Source organism: Paracoccus sp. P2 (genome assembly GCF_046335115.1).
GTDB lineage: Bacteria > Pseudomonadota > Alphaproteobacteria > Rhodobacterales > Rhodobacteraceae > Paracoccus > Paracoccus pantotrophus.
Genome location: NZ_JBGOSN010000007.1, coordinates 50,698 through 71,544 on the forward strand (window position 1 = coordinate 50,698; position 20,847 = coordinate 71,544).

Below are 20,847 nucleotides of genomic sequence, written 5' to 3' on the forward strand. Positions count from 1 at the left end.
GGTCTGCCTATGGCTGCAAGTCATCCAGGATCGCCGGCAGATCCCGGCGCAGCAGCGCCATGCCGCCCGGCTGCCAGCCCAGCGCCTGCAACCGCGCGCAGATCGGGCGGCGCAGCGCGGCGGCATCGGCGCGGGCGGGCAGGGGCGTCGTGCAGCCGGTCAGGCGGGAAACCTCGGCCAGCAACACGCGACGGTCCAGCACCAGGTCGCTGGCATTGTAGCTGCCGGCCATGGCCGCATCCTCCAGCACCAGCAACACGGCGCGGGCCAGGTCGGCGCCATGCAGCTCGGTCGCGACGCGCGGCGGCGGCGTGGTGCCGCGCAGGAAATCCCCGATCAGCCCGGCCCATTTCTGCGGCAGGCCCGGCCCATAGACCCCGGTCGGGCGCAGGCTGGCGGCCCGGAAATCCGGCGCGGCCATGGCGGCCAGCGCCGCCTCGGCCTCGGCCTTGACCTGGCCGTAAAGGCTGGTCGGGGCCGGAGAAAGCCCGTCGGGCAGCGCCATGCCCTGGGGATGGCCGTCATGGACGGCGCGCGAGGACAGGAAGACCACCCGCCCGACGCCCCGGTCCCGCGCCGCCCGGAACAGCAGCAGCGAGCCGTCCAGGTTGGCGCGGATGAAGCCCTGCGCATCCTCGCCCTCGCCGCCGCGATAGCGGCCGGGGACGTGCTGGAAGGCGGCGTGGACCAGCGCGTCGCAGCCGCCCAGGTCCGGGATATCGCCCAGGCGCCAGCCGGGCAGGGTGGCGACCTCATGTCCCGCCTGCACCGCGACGCGGTGGATCCAGCGCCCGACGAGCCCCGAGGCGCCGGTCAGCGCGATCCTCATGCCGCACCGGATGCGCTGCCGGGCGGAGGCGGCAGGTCGCGCGGATCGGGCACCGGCCCGTCGCCGGCATGGGCGCGCCACAGTTCGACCAGCGGGCGCAGGGCCTCGGCCTTGGCGTGATCCTGCCAGGGCTTTTCATATTGGTAATGCAGCACGCGGATGTCCTGCCAGCGCCACAGCTGAGGCAGGTTCAGCCAGACATATTGCAGCATGTTGTCAAAGACCGGCAGCCCGTGCCAGTTCGGGAAGTGGCTTTCCAGAAAGGTCTGGTCGGTGCGGCGCCAGAACCGGCCGGGCTGGTCCAGCCGGGCCAGCATGGCCTCGAATGTCGCCGCCGAGGGCCGGGCGGTAAAGACGCCCGAGTTCAGCCGGTGGAAATCGGCCAGGCTTTCATAGACGTTCGGTGCGGCGGAAAATTCCGGGTAGTCGAACAGCCGGTCGATATTCTGCAGCACGATGGCATCGGCGTCGATGAACACCACGCGGTCGTAATCCAGCTGCCACAGCCGCAGCTTGGCGAAATTGTCCAAGGGCGTGTGAAAGGGCGGCTTTTCGCCCTTGGTGAAGGGCGCGGCGCCGTGCAGCCGGTCGCGGGCATGCAGGGCGTTGAACCCGTCCGATGTGGGCAGCAGGTCCACCCGCACCGGGCGCACGCCCAGCGCCCGCAGCCCCTCGACCGCGTCGGGGGGCAGGTCGGTGTAAAGCAGGACCAGGTCGGCAGTCGTGCCGGTCCGGCGCAGCGACCGGAACAGCGCCGCCGCCCCGGTCGCATAGTCGCGATTGGTCGCCAAGGTGACAAAGGCGCGGTCGGACCGCGCCTTGCCTGTCGGGTGGATGCCTTCCGCGGTCACGATACCGAACGCAGCCTCTTGCCTTCGGGATCATGCTCGATCCGCTGGGCGATGTCGCGGGTCCAGGCCGAAACGGCGGGCACGCGCGAGCGGTCGATGCGATGGGCATATCTGCGCGCCACGTCCACCACCTCGGACAGAAGCCCCTCGGCCAGGGTGATCGGCTTGAGGCCCAGGGCGAGGAACTGGTCGTTCCTGACCACCAGCTCGTTCTCGTCGGCCTCTTTCCGCGGGTTGGGCAGATAGGCGACCTCGGCCCCGGTCATGCGCGCGACCAGCTCGGCCAGGTCGCGGACGCGATGCGTCTCGGTCATCTGGTTGAAGATGCGCACCCGCTCGCCCGATTGCGGCGCGTCTTGCAGCGCCAGCGCGATGCAGCGCACCGAATCCTGGATGTGGATGAAGGCGCGGGTCTGGCCGCCGGTGCCATGCACGGTCAGCGGATAGCCGATGGCGGCCTGGATCAGGAAACGGTTCAGCACCGTGCCATAGTCGCCGTCGTAGTCGAAGCGGTTGATGAGCTGCTCGTGCCGCCGGGTCTGGTCGGTATGGGTGCCCCAGACGATGCCCTGGTGCAGGTCGGTGATGCGCAGCCCGTCGTTCTGGGCATAGAACTGGAACAGGATCTGATCGAGGCTCTTGGTCATGTGATAGACCGAGCCGGGTCGGGTCGGATACAGGATCTGCTGCGCGCGCGGGCCGGCGGGCGTGTCGATGGACACGTCCAGATAGCCCTCGGGGATCGGGGCGCCGATGGTGGAATAGCCATAGACCCCCATGGTGCCCAGATGCACCAGATGCGCGTCGATGCCGGTTTCCACCAGCGCCGCCAGCAGGTTATGCGTCGCGTTGATGTTGTTGTTGACCGTATAGACCTTGTGGCGGTCGGTCTTCATCGAATAGGGCGCGGCACGCTGCTCGGCGAAATGGATCACTGCGTCGGGGCGATGCTCGGCCAGCCAGGCCTTCAGCCGCTCGTATTCCGTGGCCAGGTTCAGCAGGTGGAAATGGATCCGCCGCCCGGTCTGCTGGTGCCAGATCCGGCAGCGTTCCTGGATCGAATCCATCGGCGTCAGCGACTGCACGCCCAGTTCGGTGTCGATCCAGCGCCGCGACAGGTTGTCCAGGATATGAATGTCATGGCCCAGGTTGGACAGGTGCAGGGCGGTCGGCCAGCCGACGAACCCGTCGCCGCCAAGAACTGCGATGCGCATGAGCTACTCCTTGATGTTGCCCCGCAGAAATGCGCGGTCAATGTGACAAAACGATGGCGTTTTGGCGATGGTTCCTGAACAGAAGGCGCGGTGCCCTGCGATTTCTTGCCGAAATCGTTGCATGACGGCACGGCGAACACTAAGGATTCCCTTTATGATCTCGCAGAAGACGAAATATGCCATCAAGGCGCTGATGGCCCTGGCAGACGAGGTCGCCGCCGGCGGCAATGCCCTGACGATCGAGGAGATCGCGCAGCGGTCCGGCGCGCCCAAGCGTTTTCTGGAGCATATCATGCTGGAGCTGCGCAACGCCGGCTATGTCGGCTCGCGCCGCGGCCGGGCGGGCGGCTATGTGCTGATCAAGCGGCCCAACGAGATTTCCATCGGCGAATTGCTGCGCCAGGTGGACGGGCCCATCGCGCCGCTGCCCTGCCTGTCGCGCCGCTCCTATCAACGCTGCGAGGATTGCACGGACGAGGCCACCTGCCGGCTGCGCCGCATGTTCGGCCAGGTGTTCTGGTCCTATCTGCTGCTGATCGAGTCGCTGACGCTGGAGGATCTGGTGGCCGAGGGCGGCCTGCCCGAGATGAGCGTGGTCTGAACCCGGCCCACGGGGGTTGCATTCTTGCCATGGCCCAGGTCGCGAAGGGCGATACGGCTTGACCCCAGGGCAGCCCGATAGCAGTTGTGACGCGACATTCGATCCATCCCGATGCCGGGGCGATGCCCCTGAGAAAGCACCGCAGGTCTGCCATGGTTGACAGTACGCCCGCCCCCAAGCACGCGCCCCTTGCCGCGGTCATCGGCTGGCCCATTGCCCATTCCCGCTCGCCCCGGCTGCACGGGCACTGGCTGAAACGCTATGGCATCGCCGGGCATTACGTGCCGCTGCCGGTGATGCCCGAACATCTGGCCGAGGTGCTGCGCGCCATGCCACACATGGGTTTCGTCGGCGCCAATGTCACCATCCCGCACAAGGAAAGCGTGCTGGCCTTGGCCGATGTCGTCACCGACCGCGCCGCGCTGATCGGGGCGGCGAACACGCTGATCTTCCGCGCCGACGGCAAGATCCATGCCGACAATACCGACGGCTACGGCTTCATCGCCAATATCCGCCAGCACGCGCCGGACTGGATCCCCGGCCTGGGCCCCGCCGCAGTGATCGGCGCGGGCGGCGCGGCGCGGGCCGTGGTCGCCTCGCTCTTGGAAAGCGGGGTGCCCGAGCTGCGTATCGCCAACCGCACCCGCATCCGGGCCGAACAGATCCGGTCCGAGTTCGGCGCCAAGGTCGTGGTCTATGACTGGGCGCAGGCCGGCAACATGCTGGAAGGCGCGATGACCGTGGTCAACGCCACCTCGATGGGCATGCAGGGCAAGCCGCCGCTGCGGGTGCCGCTGGACGCGCTGGCGCCGGGCACGCTGGTCACGGACCTGGTCTATACGCCGCTGATGACCCCCTTCCTGACCGAGGCCCAGGCGCGCGGCTGCGAAATCGTGGACGGGCTGGGCATGCTCTTGCACCAGGCCACGCCCGGCTTCGAGCGCTGGTTCGGCCAGCGCCCCGAGGTCGATGACGAATTGCGCCGGATCGTGCTGGCATGACCTACCGGCTGGGCCTGACCGGCGGCATCGGCATGGGGAAATCCACCGCCGCGCAGATGTTCCGCGACCTGGGCCATCCGGTCTGGGACGCGGATGCGGCCGTGCATCGGCTTTACGCGCCCGGCGGCGCGGCCGTCGCGCCGGTGGCCGCCGCCTTTCCCGGCGTGCTGCGGGATGGCGGCATCGACCGCGCCGCGCTGCGCGAGGCGCTGGCCACCGACCCCTCGGGCTTTGCCCGGCTGGAGGCCATCGTGCATCCGCTGGTGGCCGAGGACCGCGCCGGCTTCATCGCCGCGCACCAGGACGCGCCCATCGTGGTGCTGGACATCCCGCTGCTGTTCGAGGGCGGGTCCGAGCGCCAGATGGACGGGGTGGCGGTGGTCTCGGCCCCGCCCGAGGTGCAGCGGGCGCGGGTGCTGGCCCGCCCCGGCATGACCGAGGCGGATTTCCAGATGATCCTGTCGCGGCAGATGCCGGATGCGGAAAAGCGCAGGCGGGCGGATTTCCTGATCCCCTCGGACACGCTGGACGGCGCGCGCGCGGCCATCGTGGACATCTGCGCCCGGATCATGGCAGAACGGCCCCATGCGTGAGATCGTTCTCGATACCGAAACCACGGGCTTCGACCCCGATACCGGCGACCGCATCGTCGAGATCGGCGCGGTCGAGCTGATGAACCACCTGCCCACCGGACGCACCTTCCACGTCTATATCAACCCCGAGCGCCCGATGCCGCAGGAGGCCTTCGAGGTGCACGGACTGGGCGACGATTTCCTGCGCGACAAGCCGAAATTCGCCGAGATCGCGGCGGATTTCGTTGCCTTCATCGGCGAGGACACCCGGCTGGTGATCCACAATGCCGGCTTCGACATGAAATTCCTGAACGCCGAGCTGCGGCTTTGCGGCTATCCGGTCATGCCCTTCAGCCGGGCGGTCGATACGCTGGAACTGGCGCGCAGCCAGTTTCCCGGCGCGCAGAACTCGCTCGACGCGCTGTGCCGGCGCTTCCGCATCGACAATTCGGACCGCACGCTGCATGGCGCGCTGCTGGACAGCGAGCTTTTGGCCGAGGTCTATCTGGCGCTGCGCGGCGGCCGTCAGCCGGGGCTGGTGCTGGAGACCGGGCCTCTGCACGGCGGCTCGGGCGCCGGGGCGCGGATGCAGGGCGGCGCCGCCCCACGGGGGCAAAGGCCGCGCCCGCTTGCCCCCCGCATCACCGAGGCCGAGGCCGAGGCCCATGCCGCCTTCGTCGCGAAACTGGGCGAAAAGGCGGTCTGGCTGCGCTATGGGGACGGGAAGCACTAGAAGGGCCGGAACCTTGCCCGCGGGGAAGCGGGTTTCCTCCGCAGGGCCGGCAACCGAAACGGAAAAAAGGACGGGAACTTTGATCAGGGATTGGTGGCAGTTCGTCCTGGCGGTCTTTGAGCGGATGGACAAGATCCACATGAGCCTGATCGCCGCCGGCGTGGCCTTCTATGCCATGTTCGCGGTGTTTCCCGGAATGGCGGCGCTGTTTGCGCTGTGGGGGCTGTGGAACGACCCCGAGGTGATCGAGCAATACATCCACACCACCGACGGCTTCATCCCGCAAAGCGCCGCCGACATCATCTATGGCCAGATCAGCGCGCTGGTGGCGGCCGGGCGCACGCAGCTGGGCTGGACCACGGCGATTTCCTTCATCATCGCCACCGTCTCGGCGCGGGCCGGGGTGGACGGGCTGATCCGCGGCCTGAACGCGGCCTATGGCGTGCGCTCGCATTCCACGGTGATGGGCTTCCTGCTGGCCTATGTGCTGACGCTGGTCATCGTGCTGGTGATCGCCCTGGGGCTGGCCACGATCATCGTGGTACCCATCGCCTTCAACTTCCTGCCCGACGTGCCCTTGCGCAACTGGCTGATCGGCGCGCTGCCCTGGATGGCGATCTTTTTCATCGTGCTGGTGGTGATCGGCATCCTGTATCGCTATGGGCCGAACGTGAAGACGCCGCGCACGGCGATCTTCACCTGGGGCTCGGTCTTCGCGGCGCTGGCCTGGGCGGCGGCCTCCTATGGGTTCTCGGCCTATCTGGCCAGCTTCAACAGCTACAACCGCATCTATGGCTCGATCGGCGCGGTGATCGCGCTGCTGATGTGGTTCTACCTGGGCGGGTTTACGGTGATGCTGGGGGCGCTGATCAACGTGGAACTGTCCCGCCGTCGCCGCTTCATCGCCGCCAAGAAGCTGCGGCAGGCGGCGCGGAAGGACGCGGGCAAGGCATCGTGAACGGCTTGCCCGCTCGAACTTGAAGGAGACGCAGCATGGAGCGATTCACCGGTGGTTGCCTGTGCGGCAAGGTTCGAATCGTTGCATCCGGGCGCCCCTGGCGGGTCGGCCTGTGCCATTGTCTCGACTGCCGCAAGCATCACGGGGCGCTGTTTCACGCCTCGGCAGTGTTTCCCCGCGACGCGGTGACGATCGAGGGCGAAACCCGCGATTACGCCGGGCGGCTCTTCTGCCCCCGCTGCGGCTCGTCCGTCCTTGCGCACAGCGCGGATGAGATCGAGGTGAATCTGGGCTCGCTCGATGCCCCGAATCAGCTGGCGCCGACCTATGAGCTATGGACCATCCGCCGCGAATCCTGGTTGCCGCCGTTTCCGCTTGCAAGGCGATACGAGCGGGACCGGGTCGCCACGGGCCGCTTCGAGGAATAAGGGGGCAGCGGCAGGTTTCGCCCATCATCCGCAGCGCAAGCCCCGCCAGAACCGTTCCCATCAGCCAGCGCCGGACGACCATCCAAAGCGGCGCCCGGTCAGGAAGACCGCGATGCTGCCCTGGCCGGGCACGGATCGCCACAGACCCCTTGCCTAGCTAGTGCCGCGACCCCGGCCGGGCGGCCGAGGTCAGCACCACCTGCGGCATCTCGGCGCCATCGCGCTTGTGCAGGTTCTCGACCCGGAAGCGCAGCCGCAGTAGGAACCGGCCGTCGCCCGTCTCCTGCTCGGCCTCGCCTTCCAGCTGGGTGGCGAAGGCCTCGATCAGCTGGCTGCCAAGGCCGGTGCCCTCGGCCAGGCTGCTGGCGCCGATCGAGTTCTCGACCTCCAGCACCGCATGGCCCGGCCCGTCCGCCCGCAGCGAGACCCGCACCCAGGGCTCGGCCTCGGGGTTGGAAACGCCGGAATATTTCAGCGCATTGGTGAAGGCCTCGGTCGCCAGCAGGCTCAGCGGTACCGCTTGGTCGGGCATCAGCACCAGCGGCTCCAGCCGGGTGTCGATGCGCAGCCCGGTGCCGGGGCCGACCGAGGCATTGGTCATCTGGTTGATGATGTCGCGGATCAGCCGATCGGCCTGGACCGAATCCAGATGCTCGGCCTGGTAGAGGTTGCGATAGATCGTCGCCAGCGACGCCACCCGGTCCTGGACCGAGCGCAGCACGCGGCGCGCATCGTCATGCTCGATCACCCGGATCTGCATGTTGATGATCGAGGCGATCAATTGCAGGTTGTTCTTGACCCGGTGATGCACCTCTTTCAACAGCACGGTCTTTTCGTTGACCGCGGCCTCCATCGCCTCTTCGTCGCGGATCAGGATGCGGGCCATGTTGTGGAAGGTCTGGCTCATGTCCTCGATCTCGGCCGGCGCGTCGGCCAGCACCGGCGGGGGCGCGGAACGGTCGCCGATGGCAAAGCGACGCATCTGGCTGCGCAATTCGCGGATATGGCGCAGCACCAGGCGATAGACGGCGAAATAGGCCACGGCCAGCGAGGCGGCCCACAGGATCAGCGGCAGGATCAGCGCCGTGCGCCGGGTGATGTCGATGCCGGTGATGCCGGATTCGGCGCGGTTCCACGACCCCAGCGCATAGACCAGGCCCGGCACCACCGGCACGACGCTGAACACCCGCCGCTCGCCCGAGTTGGAAATGTCGCGGAAGGTGGTCTCGCTGCGCGACAGGAGCGAGGGCAGCGACTTGCCGCGCGGCAGCACCTCGGCAATGTCGCCGGCGCCCTCGCGGTCCGAGGAGATCACCTCGCCCTGGTTGTTGAAGGTCAGGATGCGCGCGCCCTCGGTCCCCAGGCCCGAGACATGGGTCGAGCGCAGCAGGTCATGCGACATCGAGACGGCGATGAAGCCCAGCAACTCGACCCCGCGGTAAAGCGGCTGGATCACCACCACCACCGACTTGCCGGTGACCGGCCCGTCCTCGCTGGTCGTGACCAGCGTGCCGGGGCTTTCGCTGAACTGGCGAAAGGCGGATTCGCCGGAAAGGTCGTGCACGCCGCGCACCGAGGAGCATTCCGTCACCCCGTCCAGCCGGGTGAAGCCGGCATAGACGAAGTTCACCGTGCGCTGCACCAACCCGCGCATGATGTCGGAACAGGCCTGCGGCCGGTCCATGGTCTCCAGCACCGCCGGGCCCAGCGCATCGGCGGTGCCGAGCGCACTTTGCAACAGCGCCCTTTCCCCGGCAGCGGCGGTGGCGGTGCGGCCCAGCAGCGCGATTTCCGAGGATCGCTGGTATTCGCGCGACAGGTGCAGCGTCTGGATGACCGAGATCAGCCCGATGGGCAGGATCGCCACCGACAACAGGCCACCCAGCCGAAAGCCGAGGCCCTTGGTGAATTCCAGCCTGTCCAGGATGCGCCGCAGCACGACGCCATCTCAGCGCAGGATCGGGGTGTTCTGCGCCATCACCGCCAGCGTGGCACGGTCGGTCATCTCCAGTTCCTCGCCCTCTTCCAGGTGCAGAAGCTCGGCCAGCTTGCGCCGGCCGCGATTGGCACGCGACTTGACGGTGCCCACGGCGACACCGGTCATCGCCGCCGCTTCCTCATAGGAAAAGCCCGAAGCGCCGACAAGGATCAGCGCCTCGCGCTGCTCGTCGGGCAATTGCTCGAAGGCGGTGCGGAAATCGTTCAGCGCCAGCCGGCCGTCATGTTCCGGCCGCGCGGCCTGGCGGGCGGCGTGGAGACCATCGGTATCGCTGATCTCGCGCCGGGTCTTGCGGCGGGCGGAATAGAAGGTGTTGCGCAGGATGGTGAACAGCCAGGCGCGCAGGTTGGTGCCGGGCTGGAACTTGTCGATATGGGTCCAGGCCTTGACGATGGTGTCCTGCACCAGATCGTCGGCCGAGGCCCCCTCGCGCGTGAGCGACAAAGCGAAGGCGCGCAGCGCCGGCAGGTGATCGACCAGTTCGTCCCGCGGATCGCCGTGGTCCTGGGGGCGGGCCGTCCGCGCCGGTTTCCGATCGGTCATCCGGTTCACTCCTGCTCGCGCAATTTGTCGAGCAACTGCAGGAACCTGTCGGGGATCTGCTGGGTCGCATCCTGCTCATAGACGCGGCGCAGATTCTCGTCGATCTGCTTTTCTATGGCTGCTCGCCTGCGTTCCTCACGCCTGGTATTCATTTTTTAGTTATTCCCGGTAATCTTGTGCGCACCTTGCCCAACCGTTACCTATCCGATCAGGTTCCGACACACGACGCATTTTTCGAGGTAGCCATGACCGCAGCGGATCTTGCCCAGTCCATCAGCCGGGAACTGCCCTATCTGCGTCGCTATGCGCGCGCGCTGACCGGCAGCCAGACCGCCGGCGACAATTACGCCGCCGCCACGCTGGAGGCGATCCTGACCGATCGCAGCCTGATGGATGGCGAGGACACCCGCCTCGGGCTGTTCCGCACCTTCCACGCCATCTGGCAAAGCTCGGGCCAGCCGGTCGAGCTGGGGGCGCAGAGCCCGCGCGAGGCCCGTGCCCAGGCGCATATGCGCGGCCTGACGCCCAATTCGCGCGAGGCGCTGCTTTTGCGCACCATCGAGGAATTGCGCTACGACCAGATCGCGCAGGTCATGCAATGCCCGCAGGCCGAGGCCGAGGAGCTGGTGCAGATCGCGCTGAACGAGATGGGGCAGGCGCTGACCGGCAAGGTCATGGTGATCGAGGACGAGACCATCATCGCCATGGACCTGAAGGGCATCGTGCAGGCCATGGGCCACGAGGTCACCGGCATCGCCCGCACCCATGCCGCCGCCGTCGACCTGGCGCATCAAAGCCGTCCGGACCTGATCCTGGCCGACATCCAGCTGGCCGACGGCTCGTCCGGGATCGAGGCGGTGAACGAGCTTCTTGCCAGCATGGGCGACATCCCGGTGATCTTCATCACCGCCTTCCCCGAGCGGCTGCTGACCGGCGACCGGCCGGAACCGGCCTTCCTGATTTCCAAGCCCTATTCCGAGGAGCAGGTGCGCTCGGCGGTCAGCCAGGCGATGTTCTTTGCCTCGACCGAGGGGCTTGCGGTGTCCTGACGCACCGCCGCCGCGCCGGGTGGCGCGCTGGAAAGGAGTGTTTGGGAAACGGTGAAAGACGCGGACCCTGGCGCCCCGCCGCGCCGTTGCATGGGTATTTGGGGAACGAAGAAGCCGGGGGTCAGGCGCAGAGGGCGGCGCGGGCCTCGGCATGTTCGCGGGCCAGGCGGTCGATCAGCCGGGCGGCGGGGAGGATTTCACGCACCGCGCCGATGCCCTGGCCCGAGCCCCAGACCTGGCTCCAGGCCTTGGGCCGCGACGAGGCGTCGGCGAAGTTCATGTCCGACACATCGCCACGCTCCAGCCTGGCCGGGTCGAGCCCGGCGGCGCGGATCGAGGGCGCGAGGTAATTCCCCGACACCCCGGTAAAGAGCGAGGAGGTGACGACGTCCTCGGCCCCGCAATCCACGATCATGCGCTTGTATTCGGGCTGGGCATTGGCTTCCTCGGTAGCGATGAAGGGGCTGCCGACATAGGCCAGGTCCGCACCCATGGCCTGCGCCGCCAGCACCGCGCGGCCGGTGGCGATGGCGCCCGACAGCAGCAGCGGGCCGTCGAACCATTCGCGGATCTCCTGCACCAGCGCAAAGGGCGATTGCGGCCCGGCATGGCCGCCGGCACCCGCCGCCACGGCGATGAGCCCGTCGGCGCCCTTTTCGATGGCCTTGCGGGCGAAGCGGTTGTTGATGACGTCATGCAGCGCGATGCCGCCGCAATCATGCGCGGCCGCGTTCACCTCGGGGCGGGCGCCCAGGCTGGTGATCCAGATCGGCACGCGATGCTTGTGGCAGATCTCGATATCGCGCTGGAGGCGTGCATTCGAGCGATGCACGATCTGGTTCACCGCGAAGGGCGCCGCGGGATGGTCGGGATTGGCCTGGTTGTGGCGGTCCAGTTCCTCTTGGATCCGGGTCAGCCAGGCGTCGAGCAGCGGGGCCTCGCCGTCCTTTTCGCGGGCGTTGAGCGCCGGGAAGCTGCCGACGATCCCGGCCTTGCATTGCGCGATCACCAGTTCGGGCCCCGAGACGATGAACATGGGCGAGGCGACGACGGGGATGCGCAGATGCGACAGGATCGGGGGCAGCATGGGGTTCCTCGGGCTCGGGTGACGCGGGCAGATTGCCCGCGCCGCACCATGCTGCCAACCCTGCCGTGGCGTCGCGAGGGCGTCTCAGTAGGGCAGCGGGTGGCTGCAGTGCAGCTGGTCGATGCGCTTGAGCGCCTCGTCGGACAGCCGCAGGTCCAGCCCGGGCAGCAGGTGGTCGAGCTGCGCAAGATCGGTGGCGCCGATGATCGGGATCGCATGGAACGGCCGCTGGCGGGTGAAGGCGATGGCCATGTGGATCGGGTCCAGCCCCAGCTCGGCCGCGAGCCCATGCCAGGCGGCGACCGCGGCATCGGCGCGGGCGGTGCGCCGCCCGCCCAGGTTGCCCGGCCCGCCGCTGGCCCGGTCGGCTGCCGCGCGGCTGCCGGCGGGCTCGGCCCCGTTGCGGTATTTCCCGGTCAGCAGCCCCGCCGCCAGCGGCGAATAGGCCAAGAGCGTCACCCCTTCGTTCACCGCCAGTTCCGCCAGGTCGGTGTCGAAGGCGCGGTAGAGCAGGGAATATTCGTTCTGGATGCTGGCCATGCGCGGCGCGCCCATGCGTTCGGCCGTGTCGATCCAGCGCGCCGTGCCCCAGGCCGATTCGTTCGACAGGCCGATGGCGCGGACCTTGCCGGCGCGCACCGCCTCATCCAAGGCGCCCAGCACGTCCTGCATATGCGCGAGCGTCGCCGCACGGTCCTGTTTCGAAGGGTCGTAGCGCCAGTTCTGGCGGAAGGCATAGCTGCCGCGCACCGGCCAATGCAGCTGGTAGAGGTCGATATAGTCGGTTTTCAGCCGCCGGAGCGAAGCGTCGATGGTGCGGCGCAGGATGGCGCCGTCGAAGCCCTCGGCCCGCACCTTGTCGCCGGGGCCGGCGGCCTTGGTGGCGATCTGCACCCGGTCGCGGGTGCCGCGCGCGGACAGCCAGTCGCCGACGATTTCCTCGGTCCGGCCCACGGTCTCGCGCCGCACCGGGTTCACCGGGTAAAGCTCGGCCGTGTCGATGAAGGTGATGCCGGCGGCCAAGGCGCGGTCCATCTGCGCATGGGCATCGGCCGCGCCGGTCTGGTTGCCGAAGGTCATGGTGCCCAGGCAGACCGCGCTGACCCGAACCCCGCTGCTGCCAAGCGTCGTGCTGTCCATTACCGTCCTTTCGTCGCATCTGGCGGAAGAGAGTGGGAGTCGAACCCACCCGAGACAGGCTCACTGCCCCAACCGGATTTGAAGTCCGGCCGCCCCACCGGGGACGCTTCTCTTCCCTGTTCCCGCTCGTCCGGCCTGTCCGGCGTGAACAGGTCGATCCGGTGCGGGTTGATGCGACGAAGATCGCTCCGACGCAAGGTCAGACCGAGCCGGTCGAAGAAGTCAAGGATCTGGATCGCCACCTTGCGGCCGTTCTGCACCCGGTCGCGGAAATCCGGGGCGGTGAACCAGCCGTCTGGGCTGGCGGCGCCAAGGTCGCGGATGATGCCGACCATCTCGATGGTGGTGGCGCGGGCAAAGAAATGGTCATGCGCGATCTGGTCGATGCGGCCCTGGCGGGCAGCCATACGCAGGATGCGGCGGACCTCGGGTTCCTCGGCGTCGAAGGCATGGGCGAAGTCGCGCACGCGGGGCGGACGAAAGCGTTCCTCGCCCGAAAGCCGGGGCAGGATGCGCTCCAGCAGCGCCTCGTCCTCGGGCGCAAGCCGGGGCAGGTGGCCGGGCAGGCGGATGAAGGCGCCGTCCAGCGCGATGCGCCCTGCCGCCGCCTCGGTGCGCAGGAAGGTGGCGAAATCGGGCTTGGGCAGGCGCGGGTCCAGCATCAGCCGCAGCTTTTCCCGGCCCAGCCCCTGAAGATCGGCATTCTCGGCGTGAAAGGCGGCGAGTTCCGCCTGCATCTGCTGGCGCAGCGCCTGAAGCCGGGCGGGGCTGAGCGCCTGCCGCGTGCCGGGGACGATGGTGATGTCCGAAGCCGCGATGGCGCGGTCAAGCTGGGCCGGGGCCAGCGCGCGGTCGCGGGCAAAGGCACCGAGATCGACCAGCGCCAGCCCGGCCAGCGCCGACAGCGCCTCGGTCGGGTCGGGCAGGGCCATGGCGCGCAGCACGGCCAGCCGCTCGGGCCGGCTGCGGTGGCGGGCGGGGGCGCGCAGGTCGATCAGCCGGCCTCCGCCGATGGTGCGCCGGGCCGAGACGTCGCGCAGGATGAAGTGCTCGCCCAGGGTCGCGGCCAGGGGGCGGTCGAGGACGAGCTGCGCCAGCCCTTCCTCGCCCGGAGCCAGCGGCCCTTGCAGCGGCACGATGCGGGCGCCGGTTTCCGCCGCGCCCAGATGCAGGCGGGCGGGAAACCAGGTGGCCAGCGGCTTGGGCTCGGTCCCCAGCACGCGCAGCATCACGTCGATGCGCCGGGTCGGTGCGTGCAGCACGGGGTCCAGCGCCACGTCGCCGCGATGGATCGCCTCGCGCGTCACCCCCTCGCCGGCTAGGTTCAGGGCGCAACGCTGGCCGGCAAGGCCGGTTTCGGCCTTGCGGTTCTGGGCGTGAATGCCCCGCACGCGGGCCGGCAGCCCCGAGGGGCTGAGAAGGATCTGGTCGCCCGGCGCGACCCGGCCCGACAGCACCGTGCCGGTGACGACGGTGCCCGTTCCGGCCAGGGTGAAGCTGCGGTCGATGGCCATGCGAAAGCGCGCCTCGGCGGCGCGGGCGGCGGTCTGCGCCTCGGCCTGCACCAGCGCGGCGCGCAGGGCGTCGATGCCCGCCCCGGTCAGGGACGAGACAGGAAAGACCGGCGCCCCGGCCAGCCCGGTCGGGGCCAGCAGGTCCGCGATCTGGGCAGTCAGGGCGGCGATGCGGTCGGGGGGCGCAAGGTCGGATTTGGTCAGCGCGACCATGCCGTCGGCGATGCCCAGCAGGTCGAGGATCGCCAGATGCTCGCGCGTCTGCGGCATGATGCCGTCATCGGCGGCGACGACCAGCAGCGCCAGGTCGATGCCGCCGGCCCCGGCCAGCATGGTGTGGACGAATTTCTCGTGCCCCGGTACATCGACAAAGCCGGTGACGGCACCGCCGCCCAGGTCGGCATAGGCGAAGCCCAACTCGATGGTGATGCCGCGGGCCTGTTCCTCGGCCAGCCGGTCAGTCTCGATGCCGGTCAGCGCCCGGACCAGCGCGGTCTTGCCATGGTCGATATGCCCCGCCGTGCCGACAATCATCGCCCGCGCCGAGCCGCCGTCAATAGCCGGCCAGGAAGGGGTTGAAGCCGCCCCGCTTCCATTCGGTGTCCCGCATCATCAGGTCCAGGCCGAGGCTCGCCACATCGTCGGCGATGGGCTCAAGCGAGGGATTGCGGTTCTGATACAGGATCTTGACCCAGCGGTCGCATTCGCGGCAGACCTCGGCCTTGACCGTGGCCTCGCCAGTCTCGACCGAGCGATAGGAAATGCCCTTGGTCGAGCCGCAGCAGAGGCATTTCACCCGCACCTCGTTCCACAGCGTCTGGCAGGTGGCGCAGGAACAATAGCGCGCGCCCTCGGCGCCGATGCTTTCGGTCACGATGCTGGTCGCCGGGCGGCCGCCGCAGGCCGGGCAGATGCCGGTGCGGATCGGCACCAGTTGCGCCGCGTCCAGTATCGCCGCCCGCATCGCGGCATGGACCTGCAAGGCGGCGGCGGCGAACAGATGCGGGGCCACGCTGGCCTCGGGGATGGTGTCGGCCAGCACATTGCCCATGACCCAGTCCAGATCCGCAGGCTCGGCCGCCTGCAAGGCCGCCAGCGCCAGCCGCGCCGGCTCGGGCATGTCCAGCGCCGCCAGCCGCCCGAGCAGCAGCGGCAGCGCCTGTGCCAGCCCGTCGCGCATGGCGTTGCGATCAAGCGGCGGCATGCGGCTGGCGCGGGCCAGGTCGATCCGCTCGGGCGACAGCGGCTCGGGCTGGGGCAGTTCGCGGGCCAGATCGGCCTGCGCCCGGCAGATCCCGGCCAGGAAGCGCAGGTAGGGCGCAAGGTTCGGGCTGTGCCCGGCCAGGAAATCGAACCGCTCGGCGCGGGTCGAGAACAGCGCCGCGGGTTCGGGCAGGCGCGCCAGGGGAACCTTGGCGACGTCGCCGATCATCGAGGGATCAGGCTTCAGGGCGGTGGACATGGCTTCCTTTCGGGTCGCTTGCGCCTACTCTGCCGGGCCGCCGCCCTCGCGTCCAGCCAGTTCGCGCAACCATTTGCGATGGTGCCGCCAGGCCCAGCCGCCGGTCACGGTGCCGCGGGTCATGGCGCGGATGGTGCCGCGGGTCCAGATCGCCGCATAGACATGCAGGATGAAGGTCAGGATGATCGCCACCGCCGCCACCGCATGGATCAGCACTGCCCAGCGCCGCACCGGGATCGAGACCAGATGCGGGAAATATTCCTGCCAGATCATCACCCCCGATACGATCAGCACCACGATCAGCACCGACATGGCCCAGAAGACGAATTTCTGCCCGGCATTGTATTTGCCCAGCTCGGGCAGCTTTTCCTCTTCGCCGCGGACGACCTCGCCGATATGGCTGACCCAGGTGCGGTCCTCGGGCCGGGGCAGGTTCAGCCGCCACATCTGCAAAAACAGCAAAAGGAAGCTGAAGAACAGCAGGATGCCCACGAAAGGATGCAGCCAGCGCGTCATCTGCCCGCCGCCGAACAGCCCGGTCAGGAAGTAGAGCGAGGGGTGAAACAGCGCCAACCCCGAAAGCAGCAGCACGATCAGGCTGGCCGCCGTCACCCAGTGGTTCAGCCGCGTGATGCCGCGATAGCGGCTGACCGTAACCGGACGGCGGCTTTCGATATGGTCGCCCGGGGCCGAGAACATGCGCTTGGCCATCACAGCACCTCTCTTTCCGGCGGGATCGGGGGCTCGCGCCCCGAGACCAGTTCCTCGGCATGGACCTCATCCTCGGCCGAGACCTTGTTGGCGCGCGTCATCAGCCCGTGCAGGACCGAGCCGACGGCCGCCGCGCCGATGGCGGCCAGGCCCAGCGTCTTGGTCACGCCCTTCCAGCCCTCGACCACGGGCGAGATGCGTGGCTGCTCTGGCAGGTCGGAATAAAGCGAGGGCTGGTCGGCATGGTGCAACACATAGAAGACATGCGTGCCGCCCACCCCTTGCGGGTCGTAGATGCCGGCATTGTCGTAGCCGCGCGACTTCAAGTCGTCGACGCGGGCCTCGGCATGGGCCAGCATGTCCTCCTTGGTGCCGAAGACGATGGCCTGGGTCGGGCAGGCCTTGGCGCAGGCCGGCCCCTGGCCCACCGCCACCCGGTCCGAACACAGCGTGCATTTGTAGCTGACATGGGTTTTCTGGCTGATGCGCGGGATGTCGAAGGGACAGCCGGTCACGCAATAGCCGCAGCCGATGCAATTCTCGTGGATGAAATCCACGATGCCGTTCGAATATTGCACGATGGCGCCGGGGGCCGGGCAGGCCTTGAGGCAGCCCGGATCGGCGCAATGCATGCAGCCGTCCTTGCGGATCAGCCATTCGAAATCGCCGGTCTGCGGGTTCTCGTATTCCGAGAACCGCATCAGGGTGAACATGTCGGGCGTCAGGTCGTGCGGATTTTCGTAAAGGCCGACATTTTCCTCGATCTCGGGATAGGTGTCGTTCCATTCGGCGCAGGCCGACTGGCAGGCCTTGCAGCCGATGCATTTCGATACGTCGATCAGCTTGGCCACCGGCGTCAGTTCGCGCGTCGGCGGCGGCAGGTCGGGCATGGCCGAGGCGCGGACGACATCGCCCGGCCCCAGGTTGGCCTGCATCGGCTGCACCGGCGGGTTCGAGACCGCGGTGCGCGGGCTGTCGAGGTTCGGATCGGTCGTCATGACACCGCCTCCCCTGTCGCGGGTTCGATATTGACCAAGAACGCCTTGAATTCAGGCGTTTCCACATTGGCATCGCCGACAAAGGGCGTCAGGCTGTTCGGCCCGAACCCCTTGCGCGCCGCGCCCATGAAGCCCCAGTGCAGCGGGATGCCGATGACATGCACCAGCTTGTCGCCGCATTGCATCGGCTTCAGCCGTCCCGTCACCAGGGCCTTGGCCCTGACCTCGCCCCGCTTGGACCAGACCCGCACCCAGCCGCCGCGCCGGATGCCCTTTTCGGCGGCCAGCTCTTCGCTGATCTCGACGAAGAACTCGGGCTGCAGGGCAGCGTTGATGCGGTTGTGCTTGGTCCAGTAGTGGAAATGCTCGGTCAGGCGATACGAGGTCGCCGCGATCGGGAACTCCTCGCTGGTGGCGAATTGCTCGGCATCGCTGGCAAAGACCCGTGCCACCGGGTTGCCGCGCATCTGCGGGTTGAACACGTTGGCCAGGGGCGACTCGAACGGCTCCATATGCGTCGGGAAGGGACCGTCGCGCATCAAGCCCCGCGTGAACAGGCGCGAAACGCCTTCGGGGTTCATGATGAAGGGACCGACATCGCCGGGCCTGGCCGTGGGCGCAATGTCGGGCACGTCGTAGCCGGTCCATTTCTCGCCGTCCCATTCCAGCAGCTTGCGCGAGGGATCCCAGGGCCGGCCCTGCATGTCGGCAGAGGCGCGATTGTAAAGGATCCGCCGGTTCAGCGGCCAGGAAAAGGCCCAGTTCGGATAGGCGCCGGTCTCATCGGGGTCGATATTGTCCCGTCGCGCCATGTTGTTGCCGTCCTCGTTCCAGCAGCCGGAATAGATCCAGCAGGCGCCCATGGTCGTGCCGTCGTCACGATACTGGCTGAAATTCAGCAATTGCTTGCCCTTGGCGGTCAGCAGTTTCGTCGGGTCGGCGGTGTCGTAGACATCCTCCAGCGCCCGGCCGTTCAGCTCCTTGGCCAGTTCCTCGGGCGAGGGCTCGTCGGGGTCGGCATAGTCCCAGGTCAGGTTCAGGATCGGGTCGGGGAAGACGCCGCCTTCCTCCTGGTAGAGCTTTTTCACGCGCAGGAAGATCTGCGCCATGATCCAGGTGTCATGCCTGGCCTGGCCGGGCGGCGTCGCCGCCGACCAGTGCCATTGCAGCCAGCGGCCGGAATTGACCAGCGCGCCATCATCCTCGGCAAAGCAGGACGAGGGCAGTTCCAGCACCTCGGTCTGGATCGAGGCGGTGTCCACGTCGTTATGTTCGCCGTGGTTTTCCCAGAAATGCGCCGTCTCGGTCGCCAGCGGGTCCATGACCACCAGGAGCTTCAGCTTGCTGAGCGCCGCCGTGACCTTGCCCCGGTTCGGGAAGGACAGCAGCGGGTTGAAGCCCTGGCAGAAATAGATGTTGACCCGGCCGGCATCCATCAGCTCGAACATGCGCAGGATGTCATAGGTCGGCACGTCCAGCTTGGGCAGGTAGTGATAGGCCCAGTCGTTCTCGGCCGTGGCCGCGTCGCCCCACATGGCCTTCATGAAGCTGACCATGAACTTGGGATAGTTCTGCCAATAGCTGGTCTGGCCCGGCCGCAGCGGCGTGAAGCTGCGGCTGGACATATAGGTCTGCCAGTCCGGCTCCTTCTCGGTCGGGATGTTCAGGTAGCCGGGAATCAGGTTCGACATCAGCCCGATATCGGTCAGGCCCTGGATGTTGGAATGGCCGCGCAGCGCGTTCATCCCGCCGCCCCGGACGCCGATATTGCCCAGGATCAGCTGCAGCATCGCCATGCCGCGGATGTTCTGCGAACCCTTGGCATGCTGGGTCCAGCCCAGCGCATACATCGAGGTCATGGTCTTGTCGGGCGCCGAGCATTCGCCGATCATCTCGGCGATCTTGAGGAAGCGGTCCCTGGGCGTGCCGCAGACCTGTTCGACCAGTTCCGGCGTATAGCGCGAGACATGTTCCTTGAGCAGGTTCCAGACGCAGCGCGGATGCTCCAGCGTCATGTCCACGGTGGCAAAGCCGTCCTCGCCGATGACATAGTCCCAGCCCGACTTGTCATAGTCGCGCTTTTCCGGGTCGTAGCCGGTGAACAGCCCGTCGCTCCAGCCGAACTCGTCCTTCACCAGCCAGGCGGCATTGGTGAAGTTGCGGACGTAATCCCATTGCACCTTGTCGTTCTGGATCAACCAGTTGATCAGGCCCATCAGGAAGGCAATGTCCGAGCCGGGCCGGATCGGCGCATAGTAATCGGCCACCGAGGCGGTGCGGGTAAAGCGCGGGTCCACCACGATCAGCCGGGCGCCGCGCGTGGCCTTGGCTTCGGTCACCCATTTGAATCCGCAGGGATGGGCTTCGGCGGCATTGCCGCCCATGACGACCACGAGGTCGGTATTCTTGATGTCGGTCCAGGAGTTGGTCATCGCTCCACGGCCAAATGTCGGGCCCAAACTGGACACCGTGGGGCCGTGTCAGACGCGCGCCTGGTTGTCGAATCCGACGATCCCCATGGACCTGACCACCTTGTAGGTCAGCCATGCGGTTTCATTGGTGGTGGCCGAGGCCGCCAGGTAGCCGGTGGTGGTCCAGCGGTTGACGGGCACGCCGTCGTCGTTGGTCAGTACCATGTTGGCATCGCGGTCGTCCTTGAGCGCGCGGGCGATCTTGTCCAGCGCCTCTTCCCAGGAGATCTCCTCGAAGCTGGCTGCGCCGGGCCGGCGGATGCGCGGCGTGGTCAGGCGCGTCTCGGCATTGACGAAGTCCTTGAGCGCCGCGCCTTTCGGGCAAAGCGTGCCGCGATTGGTCGGATGGTCGGCATCGCCCTCGATATGGACGACCCTGGCCTCTTCGCCGGCCTTCAGGTCGCCGTCGGAATAGATGATGACGCCGCAGGCGACCGAGCAATAGGGGCAGGTATTGCGCGTCTCGGTCGTCGAGGCCAGCTTGAAGGCACGCACATGCGCCTGTTCCGCCGCCTCCGCCCCGCCGAAGCCCATGGCCCCCAGCGATGTCGCCGCGACACCCGCACCCGCCAGTTTCAGGAAACCGCGCCGCGAGAGGTCGATATTCATCGTGCCCTCCTTTTGCCTGTCGTAGAGATAGGTACCGGGTCAGGATCACCCGGTATGGTAGTTCTGTCAAGCGCGGC

Annotated in this window: 19 protein-coding genes, 1 tRNA gene and 1 pseudogene; 7 read left to right on the forward strand and 14 right to left on the reverse strand. The window is 67.8% G+C overall.

Annotated elements, in window-relative coordinates:
• Positions 1-7 precede the first annotated feature (7 nt).
• The 3 genes from ACDP63_RS06670 to ACDP63_RS06680 are packed head-to-tail and all read right to left on the reverse strand — an operon-like array spanning position 8 to position 2,894.
• Positions 8-829, reverse strand: a complete 822-nt coding sequence (locus tag ACDP63_RS06670) for an NAD-dependent epimerase/dehydratase family protein (protein ID WP_147427433.1) — start codon at positions 827-829, stop codon at positions 8-10.
• On the reverse strand, positions 826-1,680 hold the full coding sequence (locus tag ACDP63_RS06675; RefSeq protein WP_409927872.1) for a glycosyltransferase: 855 nt from the start codon (positions 1,678-1,680) through the stop codon (positions 826-828). The genes ACDP63_RS06670 and ACDP63_RS06675 overlap by 4 nt, the downstream gene beginning before the upstream one ends.
• A complete protein-coding gene (locus ACDP63_RS06680) occupies positions 1,677-2,894 on the reverse strand; it encodes an NAD-dependent epimerase/dehydratase family protein (RefSeq protein WP_024842800.1) in 1,218 nt (405 codons plus the stop codon). The genes ACDP63_RS06675 and ACDP63_RS06680 overlap by 4 nt, the downstream gene beginning before the upstream one ends.
• Before the next feature lie 154 nt (positions 2,895-3,048).
• On the opposite strand from ACDP63_RS06680, the gene ACDP63_RS06685 reads away from it, so the two are divergent.
• The 6 genes from ACDP63_RS06685 (at position 3,049) to ACDP63_RS06710 (ending at position 7,187) form a co-directional block, all read left to right on the forward strand.
• Positions 3,049-3,495 (forward strand): RrF2 family transcriptional regulator, encoded by a 447-nt coding sequence (locus ACDP63_RS06685; RefSeq protein WP_024842801.1) that lies wholly within the window; start codon positions 3,049-3,051, stop codon positions 3,493-3,495.
• 152 nt (positions 3,496-3,647) lie between these two features.
• Positions 3,648-4,496: a shikimate dehydrogenase gene (locus ACDP63_RS06690; RefSeq protein WP_024842802.1), complete on the forward strand. Its 849-nt coding sequence runs from the start codon at positions 3,648-3,650 to the stop codon at positions 4,494-4,496.
• Positions 4,493-5,089 carry a dephospho-CoA kinase gene (gene coaE / locus ACDP63_RS06695; RefSeq protein WP_024842803.1) on the forward strand — a complete coding sequence of 199 codons (597 nt, stop codon included), beginning with the start codon at positions 4,493-4,495 and terminating at the stop codon, positions 5,087-5,089. Before ACDP63_RS06690 ends, coaE begins: the two co-directional genes overlap by 4 nt.
• A complete protein-coding gene (dnaQ, locus tag ACDP63_RS06700) occupies positions 5,082-5,801 on the forward strand; it encodes a DNA polymerase III subunit epsilon (RefSeq protein WP_024842804.1) in 720 nt (239 codons plus the stop codon). Before coaE ends, dnaQ begins: the two co-directional genes overlap by 8 nt.
• A gap of 79 nt (positions 5,802-5,880) precedes the next feature.
• On the forward strand, positions 5,881-6,759 hold the full coding sequence (locus tag ACDP63_RS06705; protein ID WP_024842805.1) for a YihY/virulence factor BrkB family protein: 879 nt from the start codon (positions 5,881-5,883) through the stop codon (positions 6,757-6,759).
• A 35-nt stretch (positions 6,760-6,794) separates the two neighbouring features.
• On the forward strand, positions 6,795-7,187 hold the full coding sequence (locus tag ACDP63_RS06710; protein ID WP_024842806.1) for a GFA family protein: 393 nt from the start codon (positions 6,795-6,797) through the stop codon (positions 7,185-7,187).
• Between the two features lie 157 nt (positions 7,188-7,344).
• Here ACDP63_RS06710 and ACDP63_RS06715 read toward each other — a convergent pair whose 3' ends face one another.
• From ACDP63_RS06715 to ACDP63_RS06725, 3 genes are read right to left on the reverse strand one after another with little or no spacing between them, the layout of a single operon-like run.
• Positions 7,345-9,126 carry a histidine kinase dimerization/phosphoacceptor domain -containing protein gene (locus ACDP63_RS06715; RefSeq protein ID WP_024842807.1) on the reverse strand — a complete coding sequence of 594 codons (1,782 nt, stop codon included), beginning with the start codon at positions 9,124-9,126 and terminating at the stop codon, positions 7,345-7,347.
• 9 nt (positions 9,127-9,135) lie between these two features.
• Positions 9,136-9,729 (reverse strand): RNA polymerase sigma factor, encoded by a 594-nt coding sequence (locus tag ACDP63_RS06720; protein WP_024842808.1) that lies wholly within the window; start codon positions 9,727-9,729, stop codon positions 9,136-9,138.
• A gap of 5 nt (positions 9,730-9,734) precedes the next feature.
• Positions 9,735-9,881 carry a NepR family anti-sigma factor gene (locus ACDP63_RS06725; protein WP_019352327.1) on the reverse strand — a complete coding sequence of 49 codons (147 nt, stop codon included), beginning with the start codon at positions 9,879-9,881 and terminating at the stop codon, positions 9,735-9,737.
• Positions 9,882-9,974: 93 nt separating this feature from the next.
• On the opposite strand from ACDP63_RS06725, the gene ACDP63_RS06730 reads away from it, so the two are divergent.
• Positions 9,975-10,778: a response regulator gene (locus ACDP63_RS06730; RefSeq protein ID WP_024842809.1), complete on the forward strand. Its 804-nt coding sequence runs from the start codon at positions 9,975-9,977 to the stop codon at positions 10,776-10,778.
• 121 nt (positions 10,779-10,899) lie between these two features.
• Here the strand turns inward: ACDP63_RS06730 and ACDP63_RS06735 are convergent, their stop codons facing one another.
• The 8 genes and pseudogenes from ACDP63_RS06735 to fdnG form a co-directional block, all read right to left on the reverse strand.
• A complete protein-coding gene (locus ACDP63_RS06735) occupies positions 10,900-11,865 on the reverse strand; it encodes an NAD(P)H-dependent flavin oxidoreductase (RefSeq protein WP_024842810.1) in 966 nt (321 codons plus the stop codon).
• 84 nt (positions 11,866-11,949) lie between these two features.
• Positions 11,950-13,005, reverse strand: a complete 1,056-nt coding sequence (locus tag ACDP63_RS06740; RefSeq protein ID WP_024842811.1) for an aldo/keto reductase — start codon at positions 13,003-13,005, stop codon at positions 11,950-11,952.
• Positions 13,006-13,025: 20 nt separating this feature from the next.
• Positions 13,026-13,121: transfer RNA gene (locus ACDP63_RS06745), tRNA-Sec, on the reverse strand.
• 114 nt (positions 13,122-13,235) lie between these two features.
• Positions 13,236-15,053 (reverse strand): annotated as a pseudogene (gene selB / locus ACDP63_RS06750) (selenocysteine-specific translation elongation factor); the annotation flags it as partial.
• Between the two features lie 19 nt (positions 15,054-15,072).
• Positions 15,073-15,981 (reverse strand): formate dehydrogenase accessory protein FdhE, encoded by a 909-nt coding sequence (fdhE, locus tag ACDP63_RS06755; protein ID WP_409927873.1) that lies wholly within the window; start codon positions 15,979-15,981, stop codon positions 15,073-15,075.
• Between the two features lie 24 nt (positions 15,982-16,005).
• Positions 16,006-16,692 (reverse strand): formate dehydrogenase subunit gamma, encoded by a 687-nt coding sequence (locus tag ACDP63_RS06760; protein ID WP_024842815.1) that lies wholly within the window; start codon positions 16,690-16,692, stop codon positions 16,006-16,008.
• Positions 16,692-17,690: a formate dehydrogenase subunit beta gene (gene fdxH, locus ACDP63_RS06765; protein WP_024842816.1), complete on the reverse strand. Its 999-nt coding sequence runs from the start codon at positions 17,688-17,690 to the stop codon at positions 16,692-16,694. The genes ACDP63_RS06760 and fdxH overlap by 1 nt, the downstream gene beginning before the upstream one ends.
• The gene (fdnG, locus tag ACDP63_RS06770; RefSeq protein ID WP_081750439.1) at positions 17,687-20,770 is read right to left on the reverse strand and encodes a formate dehydrogenase-N subunit alpha; all 3,084 of its coding nucleotides are present in this window, start codon (positions 20,768-20,770) and stop codon (positions 17,687-17,689) included. Before fdnG ends, fdxH begins: the two co-directional genes overlap by 4 nt.
• Between the last annotated feature and the right edge of the window lie 77 nt (positions 20,771-20,847).